The sequence below is a fragment of the Paraburkholderia gardini genome (genome assembly GCF_907164545.1).
GTDB classification, from domain to species: domain Bacteria; phylum Pseudomonadota; class Gammaproteobacteria; order Burkholderiales; family Burkholderiaceae; genus Paraburkholderia; species Paraburkholderia gardini.
This window is the reverse complement of the sequence record NZ_CAJQZB010000046.1, coordinates 1-23522: the sequence shown is the minus strand read 5'-3', so window position 1 is coordinate 23522 and position 23522 is coordinate 1. Positions and strand designations below refer to the sequence as shown.

Below are 23522 nucleotides of genomic sequence, written 5' to 3'. Positions count from 1 at the left end.
TTGGACGCGCAATGAATGACTTTTGCAAGGAGCACGAAAATGGACACTCGAACGAACGCGGACCTCAAACGCCATGACCTGCTGATCGACGGCAAGCGCGTGCCGCCTGGCAGCGGTGAATACTCCGTCGATGTGAATCCCGCTACCGAAGAACCGATCGCGCTCGTCGCCCAGGGCAGCGCGGCGGACGTCGACAAAGCGGTCGCGGCCGCGCGCGCCGCGCTCAAGGTGTGGAACGCACTGCGCGCCGCGGAACGCGGACGCATCCTCAACCGCTTCGCCGAACTTCTGCGCACCCATCAGGATGAAATCGCCGCGCTCGAAAGCCTCGACGCGGGCAAGCCGATTGCCTCGGTGATGCGCCAGGACGTGCCTGCCGCAATCGACACGCTCGCGTACTACGCCGGCTGGTGCGACAAGATCAACGGCCAGGTGGTGCCGGTGCGCCCCGACGCGCTGACGTACACGCTGCGCGAGCCGGTCGGCGTGGTCGCCGCAATCGTGCCGTGGAATTTTCCGTTGATGATCGGCATGTGGAAGATCGCGCCGGCACTCGCATGCGGCTGCACGATGATCGTGAAGCCCGCTGAAATCACGCCGCTGTCGGCATTGCGCATCGGCGAACTCGCACTCGAAGCGGGCGTGCCGCCGGGCGTGCTGAACATCGTGACCGGCAAGGGGCGCGTGGTGGGCGACGCGCTCGTCGCGCATCCGGGCGTCGACAAGGTTACGTTCACGGGATCGCCTTCGGTGGGCCGCGGCATCCTGCAGGGCGCCGCGGGCAACTTCAAGCGCGTGACACTCGAACTCGGCGGCAAGTCGGCGAACGTGATCTTCGACGATGCGAACGTGGATAACGCCGTGCGTGCCGCCGCGTCGGGGATTTTCTTCAACACCGGGCAGGTGTGTTCGGCAGGCTCGCGCATTCTCGCGCATCGCGACGTGTACGATGAAGTGGTCGAGCGGCTTGCGGCGCGGGCAAAAGCGATCCGTGTCGGCGACCCGACTTCGCGCGAAACGGCGATGGGCCCGCTCGTTTCCGCGACGCAGATGAAGACGGTGCTCGATTACGTCGATATCGGCCGGAACGAGGGCGCTTCGCTCGTGACTGGCGGCGCGCGGATCGGCGAGCGCGGCTTCTTCGTCGAGCCGACGGTGTTCGCCAACGTCGAGCACGAGATGCGTATCTCGCAGGAGGAAATCTTCGGCCCGGTGGCGAGCGTGATTCGCTTCAACGACGAAGCCGACGCGATCCGCATCGCGAACGGCACGCTTTATAGCCTCGCGGCCGGCGTGTGGAGCAGGGACATTGGCCGCGTGCATCGCGTCGCGCGTGAACTGCGAGCGGGCACTGTGTGGATCAACACGTACGGCTATACCGATGTGCGTCTGCCGTGGGGCGGCTCGGGCGACTCGGGCTTCGGGCGCGAGCATGGCGATGTCGCGATCGAAAACTTCACGGAGCCGAAGGCCGTGTGGCTGTCGCTCGATCATTGAGCGACATGCTGCGTTGATGGGTTGATGCGCTGTCGGATTGGGACCGAAAGCGAAGGGGACCGGATGCCACGCATCCGGTCCCCTTCGTCGTTCAGGCCATGCCGTGAAAATCAGTCGCCCTGCAGCGCCATCTTTTCGCGCTGCTTGACGAGCGCGAGCACGACATCGATGGTCGGCGTGGGCATGTCGACGAGGCGTCCCATCTCCTGCACGACGGTCAGGAGCGGATCGATTTCCATCGGCCGTTTGTGCAGCAGGTCGACCAGCATCGACGTTCTGTGCGCGCCGACCGCGCCCGCGCCATCGATCCGTTTCTCGACGTCGACGCGAAAGTGCACGCCGAACTGTTCGGCAATCTGCTTGCCCTCGATCATCATCGCGCGCGACAGCGCACGCGTGCCAGGATCGCTCGTGATGATGTCGAGCGTCGCGTGCGTGAGCGCGCTGATCGGGTTGAAGCAGAGATTGCCCCACAGCTTGAGCCAGATTTCGTCGCGGATGTTCTCGCGGATCGGCGCGTCGAAACCGGCGGCCTGCATGATCTCGTGAAACTGCTGGATCCGCGGCGTGCGTTCGCCGCCCGGTTCGCCAATCGGGAATTTCTTGCCATACACGTGCTTGATGACGCCAGGCTCCGCGATCTCGGCAGCGGGATACAGCACACAGCCAATCGCGCGTTCAGGGCCCAGCCGCGACCATTGCGAGCCGTCCGGATCGACGCTCGCGAGGCGCGTGCCCGCGAACTTGCCGCCGTGTTGATAGAAGTACCAGTAAGGGATGCCGTTCGTGCCCGTGATAATGGCCGTGTGCTTGCCGAACAGCGGCTGCATCGACTCGACGACGCCTGGCAGTGAATGCGCCTTGAGCGTGATGATCACGTAGTCCTGCACGCCCAGTTCTCGCGGATCGGACGTACAACGCACCCTGGCGGAGACTTCCTCGCCATCCATCTGCAGCCGCACGCCGTGTTCACGCATGGCGGCGAGGTGCGGGCCGCGCGCGACGAAGCTCACGTCGGCCCCCGCACGCGCCAGTTGCACACCCATCAGCCCGCCTATTGCACCCGCTCCGAAGACACAAATCTTCATGGTTTGCCCCAGTGACAATTGAAAGCCGTCTGCCCGTTACCGCAAGTCCAGCGCCTGCGCGTGAGAGGTGCCGTTACGTCGGCATTGCGCGTGTCATGCGGCCAGTTCGGGCGATGTTTCGAGAATAAGTGGATGCATCGATTGATGATAGTTAAAGTTATTGACTGAATGCATTAGCAATAACTTATGGTTCGTGCAGTTCGTGTATCCGGCGCGCTGCTGCGCGGTATGGCGCTCAGACGTGACGCGCCAGCAGGAAGCTGAGGCCGATCGCACCCAGAAACGTCCCGCAGCAGCGATTGAACCAGCGGCGCACATCGGCACGCGTGAGCCAGCGACCGAGCCACATGCCTGCGGCGCAATACAGCACGATCGCAACCGATTCGAGGACGAGAAAGCTCGCGCTGAGCACGGTGAACTGCGGCAGCACCGGTTGCGTGATGTCGACGAATTGCGGCAGGAACGCTGTGAACACCAGAATCGCTTTCGGGTTGCCGGCGGCAACGAGACATTCGCGTCGTGCGAGACGCCAGAGCGACGCGTCCTCGTGTTTCGCTGATTCGAAGCTGGTGGCCTTGCTGCGCCACAACTGGACCGCGAGCCAGATCAGATAGCCCGCGCCGGCGAGCTTGATGCCGAGAAACACCCAGGCCGACGCGTGCAGCACGGCGGCAAGCCCCGTGGCGGTCAACGCGAGCATCGCGGCGAACGCGACGAGGCGGCCCGCGCCTGCGATGCCGGCCATCCAGAAGCCATGACGCGCCGCGGCATTGATCGACAGCAGGTTGTTGGGCCCAGGCGCCATGTTGAGCGCAAAACAGGCGGGCAGGAAGAACAGCCAGGCGGTAAAGGACATGAGCGACTCGCGGGATGAGCACCGTTGTTCGAGCGGTCAGCGCAACCGACCCGGCAACGGGCGACAGGGCAGGTCTTGACGATTGTACCGAACTGGCGAAGCCGCGCCCTTCCAATGTTCGATCAACGTTCGGTCAATGCAGCACGCGCACGAAATCAGGATCGTCGAGTAGTACGGACACGTTGGCTGCCACGGTGTCCTCGAGCGCGATCGTGTTGTTGGTGAACGTATGGAACCGACGTCGCACGATTTTCGTCGATGCGTAGAGTTCGCGTTTCGAGTCGGTCTCGATCAGCACGTAATGCATCTTCAACGTCCACCATGCGGGCGAGCGCTCGTCTTCCACCGAGAACGCCTCGATGCGCGCGCTCAGGGTGCGCGCGGTGTCGGCGGTGTCGACGCCGGCGCGCGTGAGCGTTTTCGCAACCGCGTCGCGTACGCTCGCATCGATGTTCTTCTTGAGCGTGATGCTCGACGAAGCCGTGTTCTGGATGCGGTTCGGCGACAGCCGGCCGCCCTCCGCGGGCACATAGGCGAAACTGGACGCGGGTGCGACGGTGAGAGAGCCCGTGGTGGCGGGGAGGGTATCGCTCTTGTGCCGGTGGCCCGGGAAGAAGCAGCACGCCGACAGCAGCATCGCGCTGCCGAGCACGCCGTAGCGGGCGAAGGGGGAAAGGTTCACGTCGTCAGAGGCTCGCCGGTTCGATGGATGCGGACGTGGTGCGATGCGCCACGTCCGGGCATTTCCTGTGAAAGGACGAAAGTGTTGGGCAAGATGACGTGCCGTCGAAATGGGATGTATCCGAAAAGGCAAAGAGTGCTCTCATGAGTCTGGGTCTGTCCTGTTCGGTGAATTTTGTCTCCGTCTGGTGTCGATTCTAAACAATCGAAAAAAACATATCGATCTTTGTGATGAGGCGGATGCCCGGAAGGTCCAATTGTCATAAAGTGAGGCGCCGTGGTCCGGCCCCTTGCGCTGGCGTCCGCCGCGGGATTTAATACCCGCAGGCGATGCTGCTCCTCAAGGCCGGAGGGGCGCTACCGGCGATGGTGCGAACCGCGGGACATATCTTCCAGGCTGGTCAGGCAATTCAGGTCACAGCGGGTAAGCGGTCGCCGCATGCCAGTCCATGACAATTCGAAGAAACCGGAGAAATGCATGACGTCGAATACGATCGTTGAACGGGAAGCGGCCGGTCGCGCCGCGCGCGAACATAGCAAACGCTCAAGCCATCGTGCGACTGGCGATCTCGACCGCGATCCCATCGCGCTGCTACGCAAGAGCAGCGAAGGGCGCGTGTCGCGTCTTGTGCCATTGCGGTATGGGCGCATGGCGGTGTCGCCGTTCACGTTCTTTCGCGGTACCGCGATCATTCAGGCGCACGATCTCAGCAAGGTGCAGGACACGGGCATCGTCATGCCGATCTGTGGCGACGGCCATCTGATGAACTTCGGCGGCTTTGCGACACCCGAGCGGCAACTGGCGTTCGATCTGAACGATTTCGACGAAGTCGCATACGGCCCGTGGGAATGGGATCTGAAGCGGCTGACAGCGAGCTTCGTCGTCGCGGCAAGACATATGCGGCTAAGCCGCGGCACGGCCGAAGGGCTCGTGATGACGGTCGCCACGACGTACCGTGACTGGATGCGGACATACTCGGAGTACGGCACGCTCGAACTCTGGTACGACCGCATCACGTTCGAGCGGATGATCGAGACGGCGGTCTCGCCAGAGGCGCGCCGCGCCCTCAAACGCGGCATGGAAAAAGCGGCATCGCGCACGCACGAAAGCATGCTTGAGAAGATGGCTGAACGCGTCGACGATACATGGCACATACGTGATGCGCCGCCGGGTCTTTTTCACGTGCACGGCAACAACACGCTGTTCGCACCGGAGGACGACTGGCTCACGATGGGCGACTGGCGTCCGCTTGTCGGCGGCATGTACGAGGACTACCTGAAGACGCTCGCGCACGACCGGCGCAACCTGCTTCGTCACTTCGAGCCGCAGGATCTGGTGTTCAAGGTCGTGGGTGTGGGTAGCGTCGGCACGCGCTGCCTCGTGATGCTCAACACCGATCATCTCGACAAGCCGCTCTTCCTGCAGATCAAGGAAGCGAGCCAGTCGGTCATCGGGCAGTACTTCAAGCCGCCACAGCATTTCCGGACCGAAGCGGGCATCCGGCATCACGGCGAGCGCGTCGTGCGCGGGCAACGTGCGCTGCAGGCCGTCAGCGATATTTTCCTCGGCTGGACAACCGGCCCATCGGGGCGCAACTTCTATGTTCGCCAGTTGCGCGACATGAAGCTGTCCGCCAACATCGAACTGTTCGACAACACCCTGCTGGAAGGGTACGCGCGCATATGCGGCTGGATCATGGCCCGCGCGCATGCCAAGGCGAGCGGTCGGGCCATCGAGATCAGCGCATACATCGGCCGCGGCGACCAGTTCGCGGAAGCGCTGACCGGCTATGCTTCCGCCTACGCGGATCAGGTCGAAAAAGACTATGACGTATTCATCAAGGCGTGTCGCAACGGTGATCTCGAAGCACGCACCGACGAGGACATGGCCGCCGATTTTCGTGTGTAGTGTGGCTGGTCGCGGAATACGCTTCGCGCATCGACAGGCTCACGCGATGTGTTCCCGGCCGGCAAAATTCGTGTGCAACAACTTGTTCAACGGGAGAGTTATATGTTTGCGCTCATCGGTACGCTGATTGTGGGTCTGGTCGTAGGACTGATCGCACGGGCACTCAAACCCGGCGACGACAACATGGGCATCATCATGACGATGGCCGTGGGTATTGTCGGGTCGCTGATCGCGGGTTACGTGGGCCGCGCGCTCGGCTGGTATCAACCCGGTCAGGCGGCGGGCTGGATCGCGTCCGTGGTCGGGGCGATCGTGCTGCTGGTGATCGTCGGTTTCGTCAAGCGCCGGATGTAGCGTCTGAACCCGCGCGGATGGGACCGCCGCCGCTCAGGGGGCGGTTTCGTCCGCGTGCGTCACGTGGGTTTCATTCAGTTTCATGCAACCTTGCGCGCTTCGCGCAACGTGACGAAGCGCAGGTCCTGACGCCGTGCCGCTTCGATCACGCGTGGCAACACGGCGAGCACCAGCGGTTCGCCGTCCTCCGTGGCGGCGGCGTTGCCGTCGTGCAGGAGCAGGATGTCGCGGGCGGCGAGTCCGTCGAGCAACCGGTGCGCAACGATTTCCGGATCGCGCTCGCGCGTGTCGAAGCCGCGCCGCGTCCATGCCGCGAGGCGCAGATCGAGTTTCCCCAGAACCGGTTCGAGAAAGACATTGCGCAGCCCGGCGGGCGCGCGGAAAAAATACGGGCGCTCGCCGGTCAGCGTCTCGAAGGTCTGCTGCGCGGCTTCGATCTCACGCCTGAGCGCGCCGGGCGGCGTGACCGAAAACGTGTGAACGTGAACCTGCGAGTGGTTTTCCACGGCATGCCCGCGCGCGACGATTTCGCGTGTCAACGCGGCATGACGCTGTGCGTTGGCGCCGATGCAGAAGAACGTCGCACGCACGCCGTAGCGGTCGAGCAGGTCGAGCACCTGTGGCGTGACAACCGGGTCCGGGCCGTCGTCGATGGTGAGCGCGATGGCATCGGCGTTGCCTGCATGAGCAGGCAGACGCGTCCAGTTCGGACCCAGCAGCGACGAGCGCGGCCATAACCCGGCGATGGTCACCATCGCATGATTGAGCATCACGAACGCGAGCCACCAGGGCCATGCGCGGGGCGTGCTCAGGAAGCCGGCAAGCGCGAGCGCGTGCCAGGCGATGGTGGCCTTCAGCATGGGCGGAAAGCCTTCGTAGCGCCAGCGGCGCGCGGAGGGAGTGCGAGGCCCGTGCTGCGGGGCCGGACTTGATTCGATCATGATGCTTTCTGTCCACCTTCCTCGTGCGAGAAAGGGCTGCGGGTGCGCGCGAATCCGCGCCTGAACGGTCAAAGATACCATTTGCGCGCGTCCGGGCTCGCCGTCATATTTTCGCCATACGCATCGCGTACTTTCCTTCAGTCGGCTTTCTGTCGTTCCGCTGTTTTTCCCTGCCTCGTCGAATCCACGCTGTTCCCGCGGTTCCCCTGTTTCTTCATGGTCCGGCCTTGTTCTGCCATCCGGCCCGCTGGCGCTTTTCGTCGGGTCCCGCCGGTCCCGTCAGTTCGCCAGTCCTGATCACCCGTTTTTAACACCAGGAGACGTTACCGTGTTCCAGTCGAAACTGTTATCCGCGGCCATTGCGTCGCTGCTCGCGATGCCCGCCGCGTATGCCGCGCCCGACCTCGTCGCCACCGGTAGTCTGGATGGACATCTGGCCGACCGCTCGACCGAAACGGCCGCGCCGCTCGAAAACGGCGTCGCGGGCAACCTGCTCGGCGGTCTGGGTTCGGGCATCGCGTACGCCGGCTGTCAGACGTTTCTTGCCGTGCCGGACCGTGGTCCGAATGCAGTGTCGTTCAACGCGGCAGTCGACGATACCGCGTCGTACATCAACCGCTTCCAGACGCTGCGCATGCGTCTCACGCCTTCGGCGAAGGGCGCGGCACTGCCGCTCACGCTCACGCCCACGCTCGTCGCGACGACGCTCCTGCATAGCGACGATCGTCTCGTCTATGGTTCGGGCAGCGCGGCGGGTCTGCCGAACGGCGCGCCGGCGCTCAACGCGCGGCGCCACACCCACTATTTCACGGGCCGTTCCGACAATTTCGACGTGACGCATCTGTCGACCTGGCCGCGCGACGCCCGCTTCGATCCGGAAAGCATCCGCGTGAGCAACGATGGCGCAAGCGTCTTCATTTCGGACGAATACGGCCCGTACATCTATCGTTTCGATCGCCGCACCGGCGAACGCACGGGCGTGGTCAAGGTGCCCGACGCCTTCGCGGTGACGACGTTGAGCGCGCCCGGCGCTCAGGAAATCAGCCAGAACACGTCGGGGCGCGTCGCCAACAAGGGCATGGAAGGACTCGCGATATCGCCGGACGGCCGCACGCTGTTCGGCGCGATGCAAAGTCCGCTGCTGCAGGACAACGGTACGGACGGCGGCTACACGCGAATCCTGAAGATCGATATTGCGACGGGCGCAACGACGCAATATGCGTATCCGTTGACCAACATCGGCACCGCGAAGAAGCCGAAGTACCCGACGATCAGCGACGTGGTGGCGATCAACGATCACGAACTGCTCGTCGACGAACGCGACGGCAAGGGTCTCGGCGACGATTCGACGGCCGCGTTCAAACAGCTCTCGCGCATCGATCTGACCGGCGCGCAGGACGTGACGCATGCGGTCAGCGAAAGCGGGCTTGCGCCGTTCGCGGTTCCGAAGACGCTCTTCATCGATGTGGTGGCGGTATTGACCGCGCACGGTTTCAGTCCGGCCGACATTCCGGCGAAGCTCGAAGGCACGGCGTTCGGGCCGGATGTGATCGTGAACGGCGTGAAGAAGCACACGCTGTTTCTTGCCAACGACAACGATTTTCTCGCGACTGTGACGGACACGAACCATCCGGCCGGCATCGACAATCCGAACCGCTTCTTCGTGTTCGCTTTCGACGCGAGCGATCTGCCGTCATACGTGCCGCAACGGCTCGGTCAGCGCAACTGCGGGCGTGATGGCTTTTGCGGCTTCGACGATCACGGCGGTCACGACGGTTCGCATGGCCGCGATGGCGGTTTCGAGCCGCCGTTCGGACGCTGCGACGACTGATCGATGCGGCGTGACAAAGCGGGCGATGGCGTGCAGCCATCGCCCGCTTTTGCATTGCGGCGACGCTCGGGGTACTGGAACGTTAGCGATAGCGGCACGCCGTGACGCACCGTGCGGCGCGAACCTCGACATTTGTGATTGACGATCCGCTGCTGTATGGTGCGAGGGCGAAGAAAGCGAACCAGAACGAACACAAAGGAACAGACGTGGTGAGTACCGATATGAAGCAGGGCAAGGTTGCGTTGATCACGGGTGCGGGTAGCGGTATTGGCCGCGCGAGTGCGGAGCGCCTGTTGCAGCATGGTTATCGCGTCGTGCTGGCGGGCCGCCGCCAGGCGCCGCTCGATGCCGTCGCCGAAGCCGCCGCGCAGCGCGGTGAAGACGCACTCGCCGTTTCGTGCGACGTCACGGATGAAGCCAGCGTGGCCGCGCTGTTCGACGCGATCCGCACGCGTTATGGCCGCCTCGACGTGCTGTTCAACAACGCGGGCCGCAATGCGCCGCCGGTCGATATCGACGAAATCAGCATCGATGACTGGCGCTCGGTCGTCGACACGAATCTGACCGGCGTGTTTCTGTGCACGCGCGCGGCGTTCGGCATGATGAAGACGCAGTCGCCGCGCGGCGGGCGCATCATCAATAACGGTTCGATCTCGGCGCATGCCCCGCGTCCGTGGAGCATTGCCTATACGGCCACGAAGCACGCGATTACCGGTCTCACGAAATCCGTGTCGCTCGACGGACGTCGGCACGACATCGTCTGCGGACAGATCGACATCGGCAATGCCGGGACGGAAATGGCCGCGCGGATGGCGCGCGGCGTGCCGCAGGCGAACGGCGAAACGGCGATCGAACCGTTGATGGATGTGGGGCTCGTCGCCGATGCCGTGCTGCACATGGCGAGCCTGCCGCTTTCCGCGAACGTGCAGTTCATGACGATCATGGCGAGCAAGATGCCGTTCGTCGGTCGGGGTTAGGCCAGGCGTACCGCGTCATGTGACGGGGTGCGACGGGATGTGGCGCCGGCAGCGCGCCGCGTGGGTTCCCCCTATACTGTTCAATCCCTGTCATTACCCGGATACCGTCGTGCCGCAACCCTCGACTGAGGACGACCCGATGCCGGTGCCTCCCACGCGGCCAGAACTCGAGGAGTGTTGCGGCACCGGGTGCGATCCGTGCATCTTCGATATTTACGAAGCCGCGTTTGAACGCTATCGTGCCGCGCTCGCCGCGTGGGAAGAGCGGCATCGTGCGAAGCGTGCCCCGCGCGCCGGCGATGCACGTGCCGCGCGCGAAAAGAAACCCCGCCGTACCCGTTCATGAACGAACCTCTGTTACCTGCTGCTCCCGCTACCGAACCGCATGCGCTGTCCGCGCTGCACGATTTCGTGCGGCGCCATCCACGGCTTTTCGTGTTGACGGGCGCGGGTATCAGCACCGGCTCCGGCATCCCTGGCTATCGCGACGAGAACGGCGAGTGGAAGCGCTCGCCGCCGATTACGCTCCAGGAATTCCTCGGCACCGAACATTCCCGCAAGCGCTACTGGGCGCGCAGCATGATCGGCTGGCCGGTGGTCGCCGATGCCGCGCCGAACGCCGCGCATCGCGCACTTGCTCAACTCGAAGCCGCCGGCCACGTTGAAACGCTCGTGACGCAGAACGTCGACGGTCTGCATCAACGCGCCGGCAGTTCGGGCGTGATCGAACTGCACGGTAGCATCGGCGGCGTGACGTGTCTGGACTGCGGTGCGCAGCACACGCGCGCCACGATCCAGCACACGCTCGTCGCTGAAAATCCCGCGCTCCTCGAAGCAAGCGCCGAACCCGCCGCCGATGGCGACGCGCATCTCGAATGGCAAGATCTCGGCGCATTCCGCGTGCCGCCATGTCCGGCGTGCGGTGGTTTGCTGAAACCGTCGGTGGTGTTTTTCGGCGAGAACGTGCCGCGCGAGCGTGTCGAGTCGGCCGGGCGTGCGCTCGAGGAAGCGGATGCGGTGCTGGTGGTCGGCTCTTCGCTGATGGTGTATTCGGGCTATCGCTTTTGCGTCTGGGCCGAAAAGGCCGGCAAGCCGGTTGCGGCGATCAACCTCGGCAGAACGCGCGCCGATCCGTTGCTGGCGCTGAAAGTGGTCGCGCCCTGTGCGGACGCGTTGACCGCGCTCGCCGCGCAACTGGCATCCCGGGCGAACACATGACCCGGCTCACACTCTTCCCGAATCGATGAACACACCGAACCCGAACCTGCGACAGCGCTCGCCGTCCGCCGAACGCAATCGCGATCCGATTTTCACCGTGCTACGACAGGTGCTGCCCCAGAGCGGCCTCGTGCTCGAAATCGCGAGCGGCACGGGTCAGCACGTGACGCATTTTGCATCCGCGCTGCCGGCGCTCACGTGGCAGCCGAGCGATCCGGATGCAGAAGCGCGCGCGTCGGTTGCCGGGTGGACCGCGCATGCCGGGCTCGTGAACGTGCGCGCGCCGCTCGCGCTCGATGTGCGCCGCACGCCGTGGGGCATCGACGCCGCGAACGCGGTGATCTGCATCAACATGGTCCACATTTCGCCGTGGGCCGCGACCGAAGCGCTCTTCGCCGGTGCCGGGCGCATACTGGAGCGCGGCGGCGTGCTCTTTCTGTATGGGCCGTACCGCCGCAACGGCGCGCATACCGCAGGGAGCAATGCAGCATTCGATCAGCAGTTGCGCAGTCGCGATCCCGAATGGGGCGTGCGCGATATGGAAGCCGTCGTGGAACTGGCCGCTGCCGCGGCGTTCGAAGGGGAAGAGCCGGTAGCGATGCCCGCGAACAACTTCAGTCTCGTGTTCCGCAAGCGCTAGCGTGTGCCGGATGAGTCGCAGACAAGCGGCATCCGGTCATTTCTTTTATCCTTTCACCCTCGACGCCGCGCGGGCAGGCAATCAGGTGCGGCATCCCGTTTTTCTGGACTCTGGAGAATTCATATCATGGGCAAGCAGGCAATCGGCGTGGTAGGGCTGGCGGTCATGGGCCGCAATCTGGCGCTCAACATCGAGAGCCGCGGTCACGCGGTTTCCGTCTACAACCGGAGCCGCGAGAAAACCGATGAGCTGATCAAGGACTGTCCGGATCGCAAGCTCGTGCCGGCTTACACGCTGGAAGAATTCGTCGACTCGCTGGAAAAACCGCGCCGCATCCTGATGATGGTCAAGGCCGGTGTGCCGACCGACGACACGATCGCCTCGCTCAAGCCGCTGCTGGACAAGGGCGACATCCTGATCGATGGCGGCAATACGCATTTCACCGACACGATCCGCCGCAACCAGGAACTCGCGAAAGCGGGGCTCCATTTCATCGGCACGGGTGTGTCGGGTGGCGAAGAGGGCGCGCTGAAGGGGCCGTCGATCATGCCGGGCGGCCCGCGCGACGCCTACGATCTGGTCGCCCCGATCCTCACCGAGATTGCCGCGAAGGCGCCGGACGGCGAGCCGTGCGTCGCGTACATGGGACCGGACGGCGCGGGCCACTTCGTGAAGATGGTGCACAACGGTATCGAATACGGCGACATGCAGCTGATCGCCGAAAGCTACTGGGTGCTCAAGCAGGTGCTGGGCCTGTCGAACGAAGAACTCGGCAAGGTCTACACCGAATGGAACAAAGGTGAACTCGACAGCTATCTGATCGAGATCACCTCGAAGATCTTCGGCAAGAAAGATGACGAAACGGGCAAGGACCTGGTCGACGTGATCCTCGATCGCGCCGCGCAGAAAGGCACCGGCAAGTGGACGAGCCAGAACGCGCTCGACCTCGGCATCCCGCTGCCGCTGATCACCGAAGCCGTTTTCGCACGCGTGCTGTCTTCGCTGAAGGATCAGCGCGTGGCCGCGAGCAAGGTCATCACGGGCCCGGAGAAGAAAGCGTTCAGCGGCGATCGCGCGGCCTTCATCGAGTCGGTGCGTCGCGCGCTGTACTTCAGCAAGGTGATTTCGTATGCGCAGGGCTTCGCCCAGCTGCGCGCGGCTTCCGATGAATACAAGTGGGACCTCGATTACGGCACGATCGCGAAGATTTTCCGCGCCGGCTGCATCATTCGCGCCCGCTTTCTGCAGAAGATCACCGACGCCTATTCGAAAGAGAAAGGAATCGCGAACCTGCTGCTCGATCCGTACTTCAACGATATCGCGTCGAAGTACCAGGGCGCGCTGCGCGACGTGGTCGTCGCCGCGGTGCAGGCCGGTGTCGCCGTGCCGGCGTTCGCTTCGGCGATTGCCTACTTCGACGGCTATCGCTCGGAGCGTCTGCCCGCGAACCTCGTGCAGTCGCAACGCGACTTCTTCGGTGCGCATACGTTCGAACGCATCGACAAGCCGGGCAGCTTCCACGCGAACTGGTCCTGATCGATGTAGGGCACCGGCAACGTGACATGGGTGGGCGTGACCGCGGGCACGTCCTTCCTGCTCCGTTGACTGTTGCTAAACATAACAGGACAGTTTCGGTAATCGGGTTGTCAGAACGGCAATTGTTGCAATTTCGACAATAGAGTTTAACTGGATTAGTGGTTTCCCCTGGTTGGTGGCTTCACTAGACTTGCGCTTAAGCGCTGCAGGACATGATTCCGCGGCGATTCAAAAACAAGTCCGGAGGTAGTTACCATGAAAGCACTGATCAAAGCAGCCGTTGTCGCAGCCGTTCTCGCCGCTCCTGTCGTGTCGTTCGCCCAGTCGAACGAGCCGGTCACGCGCGCCCAGGTTCGCGAAGAACTCGTACAGCTCCAGAAGGCCGGCTACAGCCCGCTCGATGACCGTAACAGCTATCCGGTTCACATCCAGGAAGCCGAGGCCCGCATCGCGGCGCAAAACGGCACCTCGCCGGTGAACAACAGCTACGGCTCGACGATGAAGGGTTCGTCGCAAGCCGGCACGCGCGCTGGGCAGACGGGTCCGCAATCGGTTTTCTTCGGCAACTGAGCCTGGAGTGACTGAGGCAGGGCGACCGCCGCGCAGCGTGCGATATCGTGCGGTTGGCAGCCAGGATCGCAGGCAATGAAAAAACGCTGGCCGGAGTCATCCGGCCAGCGTTTTTTTGCGTCAGTGCAGCGTGCGATGACGGCGGGCGATGTCGTCGAACAGTTCGCGACTCGGCTCCAGCGCAAGCAGCCAGGTTTCGTCGTAGCCGCTCAGCGTGTCGAGCGCTTCACGCAGACGTTCGATCGCGACCGCGGGTAGCTCGACGGTCGCCTCCACGCCGCTCGACAGGCGCGCGATGCTGGCGAGCTGAACCAGGGCGTCGGCCGCTTCGGCGACATCGGTGGCAAAGACAAGGTGTGTGTTCAGCAGCTCCGCCAGCCCGGGCGACGTCGCGACATCCTCGACATTGAGCTGCAGGGCCAGAAACGTGGCTTTGTTCATCCTCGAACTCCTCGCGGACAGGACATCGCGGTAATCGGCAATCGGTTCACCCGCGTGGGCTCGCGGCAGACAGTAAAGGGCAGTATAGGCCAGGGCCCGGGGTAATCAATGCAGGTCCCGGAGCGCCAATTCCGTTTCAAATGCCGCCAGTCTGCCCTGACACGGCCTGCTGCAGGCCTGCGAGCCATATAATGATCCGGCACCTTCTCCCGACCAGCAGGCTGGCCGTCCGTCATTTGCCCCAGCCCGCCCAGGCCGGCCGGGTTTGCGTGATCGGGGGACGAACCGGAAACGCATGGCACGATCATGAAAATCATCCGTACGAGGAATTTCACGGCGAGCCGCCCGTGGGGCGCGCTCGACATCGCGAACATGGGCGGCATCACCACCCGCCTGCACTGGACCGACCAGCCCTACAAATGGCACGTCAACGACGGCGAGGAAGTGTTCGCCGTCCTCGATGGCCGCGTCGAGATGCGCTATCGCGTCGACGGCGACGAACATGCGGCCATTCTGGAAACTGGCGACGTGTTTTACGCGTCTATGGGTACAGAGCATGTCGCTTATCCACTCGGCGAGGCGCGCATTCTGGTAGTTGAAACCGGAGGCAGTGTCTGACGCAGTGCAACACCAGCGAGGACGAACAATGACCGCAGCGTGGTCGCGCCGCACGGCGCAGGTTCTACTTTCCATGGGCGTGGCGATATCGATGGGCGCCTGCACGATTGTCCCGTGGAGCGATACGACGCACCCCAGTACCTCTGCCCAGGCGTATCAATCCTCTTCGGGCGGCGTGCCGGCGGGTTACTACCGCGTGAACCCAGGCGATTCGCTGCTTTCGGTGGCGACGGCCTTCGGCCAGCGTGCCGAAGATGTCGCGAGCTGGAATCATCTGGCGCCGAACGCGCCTGTCACCGCCGGGCAGATCCTGCGCGTCGCGCCACCTGCGGCGATCGTGACAGGGCCCGGCGGCGTCGTTCCGCCTGCTGGCGGCACGCCCGCGCCGGAGGTATCGATGGTCAGGCTGGAGTGGCCCGTGCACGGCCCGGTCCTGTCGACGTTCAGCGCCGCCCGGAAGGGCATCGTGATCGGCGGCAAGCCGGGTGAACCGGTCAAGGCAGCGGCGACCGGACGCGTGGTCTACGCGGGAACCGGCATGGAGGCGTACGGGCCGCTCATCATCATCAAGCACGACGCGACGATCATCACCGCGTACGGCCACAACCGCGTGCTGCTCGTGAAGGAAGGCGACGCCGTCACGCAGGGCCAGACGATCGCGGAAATGGGCGCCGCCGCGAACGGTTCTGGTTCGTTGCAGTTCGAAGTGCGCAGCAACGGCAAGCCAGTCGATCCGTTGACCTTGTTGCCGAAGGCTGGCGGCTGATCCGTCCGTTCAGGTGAAGCGGCCCACGCCGACGTGCGCACGGTTCTCAGCGCATCCATATTTGCATACACTGTCAGGTTCCATCTGCCGCGCCGCTGCGATTGTCTCGTTTCGCGGCGCCGCGCGGCACCGACCGCCAGTACAGGACCTACACATGATCGATTTGCGCAGCGATACCGTTACCCGTCCCACCGCGCCGATGCTGGCCGCCATGACGTCGGCCGAAGTGGGCGACGACGTCTGGGGTGACGATCCGACCGTCCTGCGTCTGCAGGCGACGGTTGCGGAACGCACCGGCAAGGAAGCCGGGCTCTTCTTCCCGAGCGGCACGCAAAGCAACCTTGCCGCGTTGATGGCGCATTGCGCTCGCGGCGACGAATACATCGTCGGTCAGCTCGCGCACACGTACAAATACGAAGGTGGCGGCGCGGCGGTTCTGGGCAGCATCCAGCCGCAGCCGCTCGAAAACGCCGCCGACGGCACACTGGCGCTCGACAAGGTCGCGGCCGCGATCAAGCCGGTCGACGATCACTTCGCGCGTACACGTCTCTTCGCGCTCGAAAACACGATCGGCGGCAGGGTGCTGCCGGCGGGTTACGTCGCCGAAGCGGTGGCGTTCGTGCGCCAGCATGGCCTTGCCACTCACCTCGACGGCGCGCGGGTCTGCAACGCGGCGGTCGGTTCGGGCCAGCCGGTCAAATCGCTGTGCGACCCGTTCGATTCGGTGTCGATCTGTTTTTCGAAGGGACTGGGCGCGCCGGTTGGCTCGGTGCTGGTGGGCAGCAAGGCGCTGATCGACAGCGCGCATCGCTGGCGCAAGGTGCTGGGCGGCGGCATGCGGCAATCGGGCGTGCTGGCGGCGGCGTGCCTGTATGCGTTCGATCACAACGTCGAGCGTCTCGCCGACGATCACGCGAACGCGGCGCACCTCGCGGCCGGGCTCGGGCAGATCGATCAGGTGAACGTGCAGTCGGTGGCGACCAACATGGTGTTCGCGCAGTTTCCGCAGGCGCACTGCGCGCCGCTCGAAGCGTGGCTCAAGGAGCGCGGCATCCTCACGCAGATGTTGTATGCATCGCGTTTCGTGACGCACATGGATGTGTCGCGCGCCGACATCGACACCTTCCTCGCGGCAGTGAAGGCGTATTTCGCGCGCTGAGCAACGATCGGCCCGACCGCGACGCTGCACCGGCGTCGCGGGACGGCCAGAGCGTGCCGTTTTGTTTCTTCAAAAACGCAACTAACGGTCAAGCTCAAACGCCGTCATCGGACACATATGCACGTGACACAAACCAGGCGGACACTGGCGTTCAGGCCAGCAGAAGGGCGCCGTGAGCCTGCCACGGCTTTGCTGACGCAGGGTGCGCCGCGGGCACAAAGCACATCGCTCAGGCCCGCGGACGTCGCATGGCGGGCCATGCCGCCTGTCCGACACTCGCGTGCGCCCGGGCGGCAGGCACGCATGCCTCAGGAAAACGAGGCGAGCAGGATCGACAGCTTGCGGATATGCGCCTTGAATGCTTCGGCCGTTTCACGATCGTGCGATGAAACCAGATGTGGCGCCTCCGCCAGTTCGGCCTGCGCCTGGAACTCATCGGCGATCCTGCGTCGCGCGTCAGGCGGCATTGAGCGCACTACCGAAACGAGGAACAGCTCCTGGGCATGGAACATGCCGAGCATTGTCTGTACGTTCATGGCGCTTTCTCCGGGGACCCGGCTGTGACGATCGCGTACGCGTCGTTCGCGGCCTTCGGCGCTGTGTGCGCGCCATTTCATGTTAGTGCACCGGACTGTGCGTATCGTGCCCTGATGCACCGGATGCGTGCGGAAACGGGCAATAACCGTTCATTCGGGAGACGGGCCGTGCGGGTCGCGGGTTTGGCGCTGCCCATGACGCGAAGCCGCAAATGTCCTACTCTGCTTATTTAACCGCCTGACCGGCACGCGCCATTTTGCCCGCCGACCGCGCGGCCGGCGCGCGCCAGACAGGCACAACCCGGAGGCTTCGATGACAACCGTCGATCTGGAATTCGACCAGCTCAACAGTACCGTCGACGCGTTACGGCGCTCCATTTCCAATCGCCTGATGTACGGCGTCGGCAAGGATGCCATAACGGCGCGTCCGCAGGACTGGTTGCATGCGGCGGCGCTCGCCGTGCGTGACCGGCTCGTTGCGCGCTGGATGAAGACCACGCGTCTGCAATACGAACAGGACGTCAAGCGCGTCTACTACCTGTCGATGGAATTCCTGATCGGCCGCACGTTCACGAACGCGCTGCTCGCGCTCGGCATCCACGACCAGATGAAGGAAGCGCTGCACGATCTGGGCGTCGACATGGAAACACTGACCGATCTCGAACCCGATGCGGCGCTCGGCAACGGCGGTCTTGGGCGGCTGGCCGCATGCTTTCTCGATTCGATGGCGACGCTGGGCATTCCTGGCTTCGGTTACGGCATTCGTTACGAATACGGGATGTTCCGTCAGCAGATCGTCGATGGCGAGCAGGTCGAGACGCCGGATTACTGGTTGCGCGCGGGCAATCCATGGGAATTTCCGCGACCGGAAGTGCAGTACCTCGTGCACTTCGGTGGGCGCACCGTGGAGCGCGACGGCCATATCGAGTGGATCGATACCGAGCACGTCAACGCGATGGCGTATGACACCGTGATCCCCGGTTATGCGACGAGCGCGACCAACACGCTACGACTGTGGTCCGCGCGCGCGACGGAGGAGCTCGATCTCACGGCGTTCAATCGCGGCGACTACCGGCGCGCGGTCGAAGCGAAAGAGACCTCTGAAAACGTCTCGCGCCTGCTGTATCCGGACGACTCGACGCCGGCGGGTCGCGAACTGCGCCTGCGCCAGGAATACTTCTTCGTGTCGGCGACGATGCAGGACCTGATCCGCCGGTATCAGCGCACGCACAGCACGTTCGGACGTTTCGCGGAAAAGGTCGCGGTGCATCTGAACGACACGCATCCGGTGCTGGCGATTCCGGAACTGATGCGGCTGCTCGTCGACGTGCATCACGTGCCGTGGGACAAGGCGTGGAAGCACATCGAGCAGATGTTCTCGTACACGAACCACACGCTGATGCCCGAGGCGCTCGAAACGTGGGACGTCGAAATGCTGGCGCGTCTGCTGCCGCGCCACCTCGAAATCATCTTCGAGATCAACGCGGAATTTCTGAAGCACGTCAGTGAAAGGTCGGGCCACGATGCCGAAATGATCCGGCGCATTTCGCTCGTCGACGAATACGGACAGCGGCGCGTGCGCATGGCGCACCTCGCGATCGTCGCGAGCCACAAGGTGAACGGCGTGTCGAAGCTGCACTCGCAGCTGATGACCAGACACATCTTCGCCGACTTCGCTCACATGTTCCCCGAGCGCTTCACGAACGTGACGAACGGCATCACGCCGCGCCGCTGGCTCGCGCAGGCGAGCCCGTCGATGTCGTCGCTGATTGACCAGCAGATCGGCACGCGCTGGCGGCGCGATCTTTTCGAGCTCGCGAAGCTGCGCGAACTGCGCAACGACGACGCGTTCGTCGCCGCATTCCATGAGGCGAAGCGGCAGAACAAGCTGCGCCTCGCGCATCGTCTGTCGCAGGCGACCGGTGTGTCGTTCGATCCCGAGGCGCTGTTCGATCTGCAGGTCAAACGTATTCACGAATACAAGCGGCAGTTGCTGAACGTGCTGCACGTGATCGTTCGCTATAACCAGATTCGCGCCCATCCGGAGCGCGACTGGGTGCCGCGCGTCGTGATGTTCGCGGGCAAGTCGGCATCTGCCTACCGGATGGCGAAGACGATCATCAAGCTCATCAACGACGTCGGCGCGAAGGTGAACAGCGACCCCGTGATCGGCGACCGGCTGAAGGTTGTGTTCGTACCGAACTACGGCGTGAGCGTGGCCGAACTCATCATTCCGGCAGCCGATCTGTCCGAGCAGATTTCGATGGCGGGCACCGAAGCGTCGGGCACCGGCAACATGAAGCTGGCGTTGAACGGGGCGTTGACCATCGGCACGATGGACGGCGCGAACATCGAAATCTGCGATGCGGTGGGCCGCGAGAATATCTTCATCTTCGGTCATACCGCCGACGAAGTCGACGATCTGCGTGCGAAAGGATACCGCCCGCGCCAGCTGTACGAAGAGAACCCGGAACTGCGCACCGCGCTCGACCAGATCCGTACCGGCTTCTTCTCACCGGAGGACCCGCTGCGCTTCTCGGATATTTTTCACACGCTCGTCGACTGGGGCGATCACTACATGGTGCTCGCCGATTTCGTCGCGTTTGCCGAAGCGCAGAAAGCCGTCGATGAACGCTTCCGCGATACGCGCGCGTGGACGGAAAGCGCGCTTGAAAACGTCGCGGGCATGGGGCAGTTTTCGTCGGATCGAACGATCACCGAGTACGCGCAGGGCATCTGGCATGTCAAATCACTCGACCTTGGATGACGACGCGGTTCAGGCGATGTTGCCGATGCCGCCGAAGTGACGACGAATGCGGTGAGGCGGGATTCACCGGCCTCGCCGCATTGTTTTTTGAGCGGCTGGCTGACGTTTAGCCGCCGAGCGCTTCGGTCGGTTTTTTCGCCCGCAAGCCGATCTGGCCGCTCGCGAAATCGAACAGCACGTCGATGTTCTGCATCGCCATCAGGCCGATGACGATGCGGTTCTGTCCGCGGCGTGTCTTCGCGACTGTGACCTGCGCGGCATCGAAGCGATGCACCCACGACCCGACGCCTAACGCGGTGTTGAAGTTGCCCTGTTTGAGCACCTTGCCTTCACTGTCGTCATCGAGCCAGTTGGGGGTCGTGTCGGTCTCGATGCGGATCATGTCCATTCCGCCCGTCGAAAACACCACGGGTGCGCAGAAGCTCATTTTGTCGGCGACCTGCACGCATCCTGCCGGCCATTTTCTTACGCCGTCGCTGCCTGTCCGCATCGGAAACATCGTGAACTCGCTGCTCAATGCCTTCGATGGCGTCAGCAGAAGATACGGCCGCGCGAGGTTCGCGTGAACGATATAGCGCAACCCGATGTTGCCGGGCAGCGCGCGTAACGGTTGCGTGCAGCACGTGTCGTCCGGCTGCTCCGCGCCGACGCCGAAAAGGCCCGAAAACGCCCAGCCGAATTCACCGGTATAACCGTCCATCGCGACGCAGCGTTTCGCGCCTGGCTGGCAGCGGACGTCGTCGACGGATTGTGCGGTGACGTCGAACGGCCTGGCTCCGACAAAACCGACCGGCAGTTTGACGAGCGGCCCCGATACCTGCGCATCGTTCGCGAACACCATCGACGTTCTGCCGCCCACTGCCGGATAGTCCTTTCGCGGCAACACCGAGGAGAGCACGCGAACCCCCTGCGTGCCGGTGTCGAGCATCATGTAGACCGCCTTGCCGTCGATCTGGATGGGCAGGCCGAGGCGTGACTGGCCTCGATCGCTGCGCTCGACGTTGAGCGCGATCACTACGCCATCCCGGCCGCCGTTCAGAAGGCTCGCGGCGGGCGGCGGCGGTGCCGGTGTGACGATGGGCGTCGAGCAGCTGCTCAGCGCGCAGCTCAGGACGCTGGTCGACAGAAGAACGACGGCCAGCCGGCCGCGCAGAAAGGACTTGGGCATGAGGACCTGTTTCGCAGTGAGCGCGCAATAACGGGGCGCTCACTGTACGCGGCTGGTTCGCCGCATTTGAAACAATGTGTCAAGGCCGCGGATCAGCTCTGTCGCTGCACGGGCGTTACGTTACGCCTGCGGATTTTCCCGGGTGGCGGCGATGGCTGCTGCGCCTGCCGTTATTGCGGCCTGCTGCTGCGCGGTTTTGGCCTGCATCACGGTCTGCTCGACACGCTCGACGAAGTCACGATCGACGCTGGACAGCGCTTCGCGTTCGCCATCGTGCGTTTCGACGATCAGGCGATGGGTGACGTCCTGCGTGAGCCACGCCAGCGCGCCGACCACGGTCATCATCACGCCGCAGACAAGACCTGCCGGCGAGGAGAGCACCCCGCCGACGATAGCGCCCGCCAGACCCGCGAGCGAAATCACGAGCGGCACGACCCGGTTTTTCTGCACGGTGACGACGCGCGTTTGCTGGATTTCGCGTAATGCGAAGACCTGGCCGGCTGTCGAAAGGGAGTTGCGCGTGACCGACACGCCGCGCTCATTGAAAGGAATTTCCATCGATTCGAAGTGATGGGGGGGAAAGGCCGCAGAGTAACAGAAGCGACGATGGAGTTGCGCGGGTGCGTGCAAAAGGACCGGGGAAGCAGCGCTGCCATCAGCAGCTCGGGGTTTGACAAATGGTTCCAATAATGGAACCATTCATAAATGATAGAAAAACCCTCGAACAGATGCGCCGTCAACCCGCCGGCGTCCGGTTCCTGGCGCTGTTCAACGTATGCGAAGCGTATTTTGGCAAACCGCGCCAGGCCGGCAGCAGTCACGCTGTCTTTAAAACGCCGTGGCCGGGTGATCCCCGTGTCAACATCCAGAACGATAAAGGCAACGCCAAAGCGTACCAGGTACGTCAGGTCCTCTAAGCCATTGATAAACTGAAAGAGAGCCAGCACGCCCACTGATCACTATACCTACCGCGTAACCTGGTCGCCTGAGGACAACGAGCACGTTGGCCTTTGCGCCGAATTTCCCTCGTTGTCGTGGCTCGCGCGCTCGCCCGATGCGGCGTTGAAAGGCATCCGCTCGCTCGTCGCGCAGACGGTTGCCGACCTGCGCGAGAACGGCGAACCGGTACCGGAACCGCTCGCGGAAAAGCGCTATAGCGGTGAATTCCGCGTCCGGATTCCGCCGGAGCAGCACCGCGCGCTGGCCATGCAGGCCGCGGAGCAGGGCGTCAGTCTGAATCGCCTCGTCAGCATGAAACTGGCTGCCTGAGCGTCGCTGCGTGTAACCGGGACGCGCCCGAATAAATATGGTCTGGGAACCTGCTGACGCGCGCAGGCCAGTCGTCAAAGCATCAAAGACAAAAATGCCGTTCAGCTGAACACTGAACGGCATTTTTTCTGCTTCTTCCGACGGGCTTTTAAATCTGCTCAAGCCTCGTCGGCGTCTTCACGCTATTGCGATCAGAACTTGTGACGCAGGCCCACGCGAGCAGCCAGCTGCGTGTTCGCACCAGCCGTACCGAAGTAGCTTGTGCTCGAACCGATCTGTGCCTGCACGTCGCCGGTTGCCGCGTTGTGACCCGACGCCTGCTGGTAGATGCCGAGCACGTACACGTCGGTGCGCTTGCTCAGTGCATAGTCGACGCTGGCGTCGAACTGGTTCCAGTGGCCCGAGTTCGCGTCCGACAGGTGCATGTACGTGTAGCCGAGGCCACCCGTCAGCGCCGGCGTGACTGCGTACTTCACGCCCGCTTCATAGGCTGCGAACGTCGTCGATCCGCCGGTGAGCGGTTCAAGACGCGTGTTCGTGTACAACGCCCACAGCGTAGCCGGTCCGAAGACGTAGCGGCTGCCCACGCCAAACGTGCGCAGGTCGCGGACGGTTCCCGGATTGACGTTCGAGATGTTCGTCGTGAATGCCGGAGTCGACTGGTTCGGATAATGGATGTCCGTGTACGCCGCGCCGATGC

At 63.5% G+C, this 23522-nt stretch carries 25 protein-coding genes; 16 read left to right on the top strand and 9 right to left on the bottom strand.

What is annotated here, in order from left to right:
• The first annotated feature begins 39 nt into the window (after positions 1 to 39).
• The gene (locus tag LPA37_RS24600; protein ID WP_229013955.1) at positions 40 to 1497 is read left to right on the top strand and encodes an aldehyde dehydrogenase family protein; all 1458 of its coding nucleotides are present in this window, start codon (positions 40 to 42) and stop codon (positions 1495 to 1497) included.
• A gap of 110 nt (positions 1498 to 1607) precedes the next feature.
• On the opposite strand, the gene LPA37_RS24595 is transcribed toward LPA37_RS24600, so the two are convergent.
• From LPA37_RS24595 to LPA37_RS24585, 3 genes are all read right to left on the bottom strand, one after another.
• On the bottom strand, positions 1608 to 2585 hold the full coding sequence (locus LPA37_RS24595; RefSeq protein ID WP_229013954.1) for a 2-dehydropantoate 2-reductase: 978 nt from the start codon (positions 2583 to 2585) through the stop codon (positions 1608 to 1610).
• Between the two features lie 235 nt (positions 2586 to 2820).
• Positions 2821 to 3441, bottom strand: a complete 621-nt coding sequence (locus LPA37_RS24590) for a LysE family translocator (RefSeq protein ID WP_229013953.1) — start codon at positions 3439 to 3441, stop codon at positions 2821 to 2823.
• A gap of 133 nt (positions 3442 to 3574) precedes the next feature.
• Entirely contained in the window at positions 3575 to 4123 is a 549-nt protein-coding gene (locus LPA37_RS24585) for a hypothetical protein (protein WP_229013952.1), read from the bottom strand.
• 477 nt (positions 4124 to 4600) lie between these two features.
• On the opposite strand from LPA37_RS24585, the gene LPA37_RS24580 reads away from it, so the two are divergent.
• Entirely contained in the window at positions 4601 to 6031 is a 1431-nt protein-coding gene (locus LPA37_RS24580; RefSeq protein ID WP_228982777.1) for a DUF2252 domain-containing protein, read from the top strand.
• Positions 6032 to 6133: 102 nt separating this feature from the next.
• Positions 6134 to 6385 (top strand): GlsB/YeaQ/YmgE family stress response membrane protein, encoded by a 252-nt coding sequence (locus tag LPA37_RS24575; RefSeq protein ID WP_228982780.1) that lies wholly within the window; start codon positions 6134 to 6136, stop codon positions 6383 to 6385.
• Between the two features lie 80 nt (positions 6386 to 6465).
• Here LPA37_RS24575 and LPA37_RS24570 read toward each other — a convergent pair whose 3' ends face one another.
• Positions 6466 to 7326: a polysaccharide deacetylase family protein gene (locus tag LPA37_RS24570; RefSeq protein ID WP_228982782.1), complete on the bottom strand. Its 861-nt coding sequence runs from the start codon at positions 7324 to 7326 to the stop codon at positions 6466 to 6468.
• A gap of 376 nt (positions 7327 to 7702) precedes the next feature.
• Here LPA37_RS24570 and LPA37_RS24565 point away from each other — a divergent pair, with 376 nt between their 5' ends.
• From LPA37_RS24565 to LPA37_RS24535, 7 genes are all read left to right on the top strand, one after another.
• Positions 7703 to 9157 (top strand): esterase-like activity of phytase family protein, encoded by a 1455-nt coding sequence (locus LPA37_RS24565; protein WP_229013961.1) that lies wholly within the window; start codon positions 7703 to 7705, stop codon positions 9155 to 9157.
• Positions 9158 to 9378: 221 nt separating this feature from the next.
• Entirely contained in the window at positions 9379 to 10134 is a 756-nt protein-coding gene (locus LPA37_RS24560) for an SDR family oxidoreductase (protein ID WP_228982891.1), read from the top strand.
• Positions 10135 to 10243: 109 nt separating this feature from the next.
• Positions 10244 to 10480: an oxidoreductase-like domain-containing protein gene (locus LPA37_RS24555; RefSeq protein ID WP_229013951.1), complete on the top strand. Its 237-nt coding sequence runs from the start codon at positions 10244 to 10246 to the stop codon at positions 10478 to 10480.
• Positions 10477 to 11352 (top strand): NAD-dependent protein deacetylase, encoded by an 876-nt coding sequence (locus tag LPA37_RS24550; protein WP_229013950.1) that lies wholly within the window; start codon positions 10477 to 10479, stop codon positions 11350 to 11352. The genes LPA37_RS24555 and LPA37_RS24550 overlap by 4 nt, the downstream gene beginning before the upstream one ends.
• Before the next feature lie 25 nt (positions 11353 to 11377).
• The gene (locus LPA37_RS24545) at positions 11378 to 11992 is read left to right on the top strand and encodes a DUF938 domain-containing protein (RefSeq protein ID WP_229013949.1); all 615 of its coding nucleotides are present in this window, start codon (positions 11378 to 11380) and stop codon (positions 11990 to 11992) included.
• 126 nt (positions 11993 to 12118) lie between these two features.
• Positions 12119 to 13528 carry an NADP-dependent phosphogluconate dehydrogenase gene (gene gndA / locus LPA37_RS24540; RefSeq protein WP_228982791.1) on the top strand — a complete coding sequence of 470 codons (1410 nt, stop codon included), beginning with the start codon at positions 12119 to 12121 and terminating at the stop codon, positions 13526 to 13528.
• Positions 13529 to 13783: 255 nt separating this feature from the next.
• On the top strand, positions 13784 to 14098 hold the full coding sequence (locus tag LPA37_RS24535; protein ID WP_228982794.1) for a DUF4148 domain-containing protein: 315 nt from the start codon (positions 13784 to 13786) through the stop codon (positions 14096 to 14098).
• Positions 14099 to 14218: 120 nt separating this feature from the next.
• Here the strand turns inward: LPA37_RS24535 and LPA37_RS24530 are convergent, their stop codons facing one another.
• Positions 14219 to 14539: a hypothetical protein gene (locus LPA37_RS24530; RefSeq protein WP_228875993.1), complete on the bottom strand. Its 321-nt coding sequence runs from the start codon at positions 14537 to 14539 to the stop codon at positions 14219 to 14221.
• Between the two features lie 306 nt (positions 14540 to 14845).
• Between LPA37_RS24530 and LPA37_RS24525 the strand changes: the two genes are divergently transcribed.
• From LPA37_RS24525 to ltaE, 3 genes are all read left to right on the top strand, one after another.
• Positions 14846 to 15157, top strand: coding sequence for a cupin domain-containing protein (locus tag LPA37_RS24525; RefSeq protein WP_229013948.1), 312 nt, complete (start codon positions 14846 to 14848; stop codon positions 15155 to 15157).
• 28 nt (positions 15158 to 15185) lie between these two features.
• Complete coding sequence (locus LPA37_RS24520; protein WP_229013947.1) at positions 15186 to 15923, top strand: peptidoglycan DD-metalloendopeptidase family protein; 738 nt, start codon at positions 15186 to 15188, stop codon at positions 15921 to 15923.
• A gap of 154 nt (positions 15924 to 16077) precedes the next feature.
• Positions 16078 to 17082, top strand: a complete 1005-nt coding sequence (ltaE, locus tag LPA37_RS24515; protein WP_229013946.1) for a low-specificity L-threonine aldolase — start codon at positions 16078 to 16080, stop codon at positions 17080 to 17082.
• Positions 17083 to 17390: 308 nt separating this feature from the next.
• On the opposite strand, the gene LPA37_RS24510 is transcribed toward ltaE, so the two are convergent.
• Complete coding sequence (locus LPA37_RS24510) at positions 17391 to 17618, bottom strand: hypothetical protein (protein WP_228982803.1); 228 nt, start codon at positions 17616 to 17618, stop codon at positions 17391 to 17393.
• 313 nt (positions 17619 to 17931) lie between these two features.
• On the opposite strand from LPA37_RS24510, the gene LPA37_RS24505 reads away from it, so the two are divergent.
• The gene (locus LPA37_RS24505; RefSeq protein ID WP_228982804.1) at positions 17932 to 20385 is read left to right on the top strand and encodes a glycogen/starch/alpha-glucan phosphorylase; all 2454 of its coding nucleotides are present in this window, start codon (positions 17932 to 17934) and stop codon (positions 20383 to 20385) included.
• 106 nt (positions 20386 to 20491) lie between these two features.
• On the opposite strand, the gene LPA37_RS24500 is transcribed toward LPA37_RS24505, so the two are convergent.
• On the bottom strand, positions 20492 to 21553 hold the full coding sequence (locus tag LPA37_RS24500; protein ID WP_229013945.1) for a hypothetical protein: 1062 nt from the start codon (positions 21551 to 21553) through the stop codon (positions 20492 to 20494).
• Positions 21554 to 21673: 120 nt separating this feature from the next.
• Positions 21674 to 22111 carry a DUF6232 family protein gene (locus tag LPA37_RS24495; RefSeq protein WP_229013944.1) on the bottom strand — a complete coding sequence of 146 codons (438 nt, stop codon included), beginning with the start codon at positions 22109 to 22111 and terminating at the stop codon, positions 21674 to 21676.
• Positions 22112 to 22242: 131 nt separating this feature from the next.
• On the opposite strand from LPA37_RS24495, the gene LPA37_RS24490 reads away from it, so the two are divergent.
• Entirely contained in the window at positions 22243 to 22470 is a 228-nt protein-coding gene (locus tag LPA37_RS24490; protein WP_229013943.1) for a toxin HicA, read from the top strand.
• Between the two features lie 112 nt (positions 22471 to 22582).
• On the top strand, positions 22583 to 22822 hold the full coding sequence (locus tag LPA37_RS24485) for a type II toxin-antitoxin system HicB family antitoxin (protein WP_228982881.1): 240 nt from the start codon (positions 22583 to 22585) through the stop codon (positions 22820 to 22822).
• Positions 22823 to 23013: 191 nt separating this feature from the next.
• On the opposite strand, the gene LPA37_RS24480 is transcribed toward LPA37_RS24485, so the two are convergent.
• Positions 23014 to 23522: porin (locus LPA37_RS24480; RefSeq protein WP_229013942.1), on the bottom strand; the 509-nt coding region annotated here is incomplete at its 5' end.

Bases quoted from the DNA above. Each gene is read 5' to 3' on its own strand.
- LPA37_RS24565 (WP_229013961.1), top strand. From the start codon at position 7,703: ATGCCCGCCGCGTATGCCGCGCCCGACCTCGTCGCCACCGGTAGTCTG.
- LPA37_RS24495 (WP_229013944.1), bottom strand. From the start codon at position 22,111: ATGGAAATTCCTTTCAATGAGCGCGGCGTGTCGGTCACGCGCAACTCC.
- LPA37_RS24520 (WP_229013947.1), top strand. From the start codon at position 15,186: ATGACCGCAGCGTGGTCGCGCCGCACGGCGCAGGTTCTACTTTCCATG.
- LPA37_RS24595 (WP_229013954.1), bottom strand. From the start codon at position 2,585: ATGAAGATTTGTGTCTTCGGAGCGGGTGCAATAGGCGGGCTGATGGGT.
- LPA37_RS24590 (WP_229013953.1), bottom strand. From the start codon at position 3,441: ATGTCCTTTACCGCCTGGCTGTTCTTCCTGCCCGCCTGTTTTGCGCTC.
- LPA37_RS24600 (WP_229013955.1), top strand. From the start codon at position 40: ATGGACACTCGAACGAACGCGGACCTCAAACGCCATGACCTGCTGATC.
- LPA37_RS24575 (WP_228982780.1), top strand. From the start codon at position 6,134: ATGTTTGCGCTCATCGGTACGCTGATTGTGGGTCTGGTCGTAGGACTG.
- LPA37_RS24560 (WP_228982891.1), top strand. From the start codon at position 9,379: ATGAAGCAGGGCAAGGTTGCGTTGATCACGGGTGCGGGTAGCGGTATT.
- LPA37_RS24570 (WP_228982782.1), bottom strand. From the start codon at position 7,326: ATGATCGAATCAAGTCCGGCCCCGCAGCACGGGCCTCGCACTCCCTCC.
- LPA37_RS24545 (WP_229013949.1), top strand. From the start codon at position 11,378: ATGAACACACCGAACCCGAACCTGCGACAGCGCTCGCCGTCCGCCGAA.
- LPA37_RS24580 (WP_228982777.1), top strand. From the start codon at position 4,601: ATGACGTCGAATACGATCGTTGAACGGGAAGCGGCCGGTCGCGCCGCG.
- ltaE (WP_229013946.1), top strand. From the start codon at position 16,078: ATGATCGATTTGCGCAGCGATACCGTTACCCGTCCCACCGCGCCGATG.
- gndA (WP_228982791.1), top strand. From the start codon at position 12,119: ATGGGCAAGCAGGCAATCGGCGTGGTAGGGCTGGCGGTCATGGGCCGC.
- LPA37_RS24490 (WP_229013943.1), top strand. From the start codon at position 22,243: ATGGAACCATTCATAAATGATAGAAAAACCCTCGAACAGATGCGCCGT.
- LPA37_RS24525 (WP_229013948.1), top strand. From the start codon at position 14,846: ATGAAAATCATCCGTACGAGGAATTTCACGGCGAGCCGCCCGTGGGGC.
- LPA37_RS24500 (WP_229013945.1), bottom strand. From the start codon at position 21,553: ATGCCCAAGTCCTTTCTGCGCGGCCGGCTGGCCGTCGTTCTTCTGTCG.
- LPA37_RS24550 (WP_229013950.1), top strand. From the start codon at position 10,477: ATGAACGAACCTCTGTTACCTGCTGCTCCCGCTACCGAACCGCATGCG.
- LPA37_RS24505 (WP_228982804.1), top strand. From the start codon at position 17,932: ATGACAACCGTCGATCTGGAATTCGACCAGCTCAACAGTACCGTCGAC.
- LPA37_RS24530 (WP_228875993.1), bottom strand. From the start codon at position 14,539: ATGAACAAAGCCACGTTTCTGGCCCTGCAGCTCAATGTCGAGGATGTC.
- LPA37_RS24510 (WP_228982803.1), bottom strand. From the start codon at position 17,618: ATGAACGTACAGACAATGCTCGGCATGTTCCATGCCCAGGAGCTGTTC.
- LPA37_RS24535 (WP_228982794.1), top strand. From the start codon at position 13,784: ATGAAAGCACTGATCAAAGCAGCCGTTGTCGCAGCCGTTCTCGCCGCT.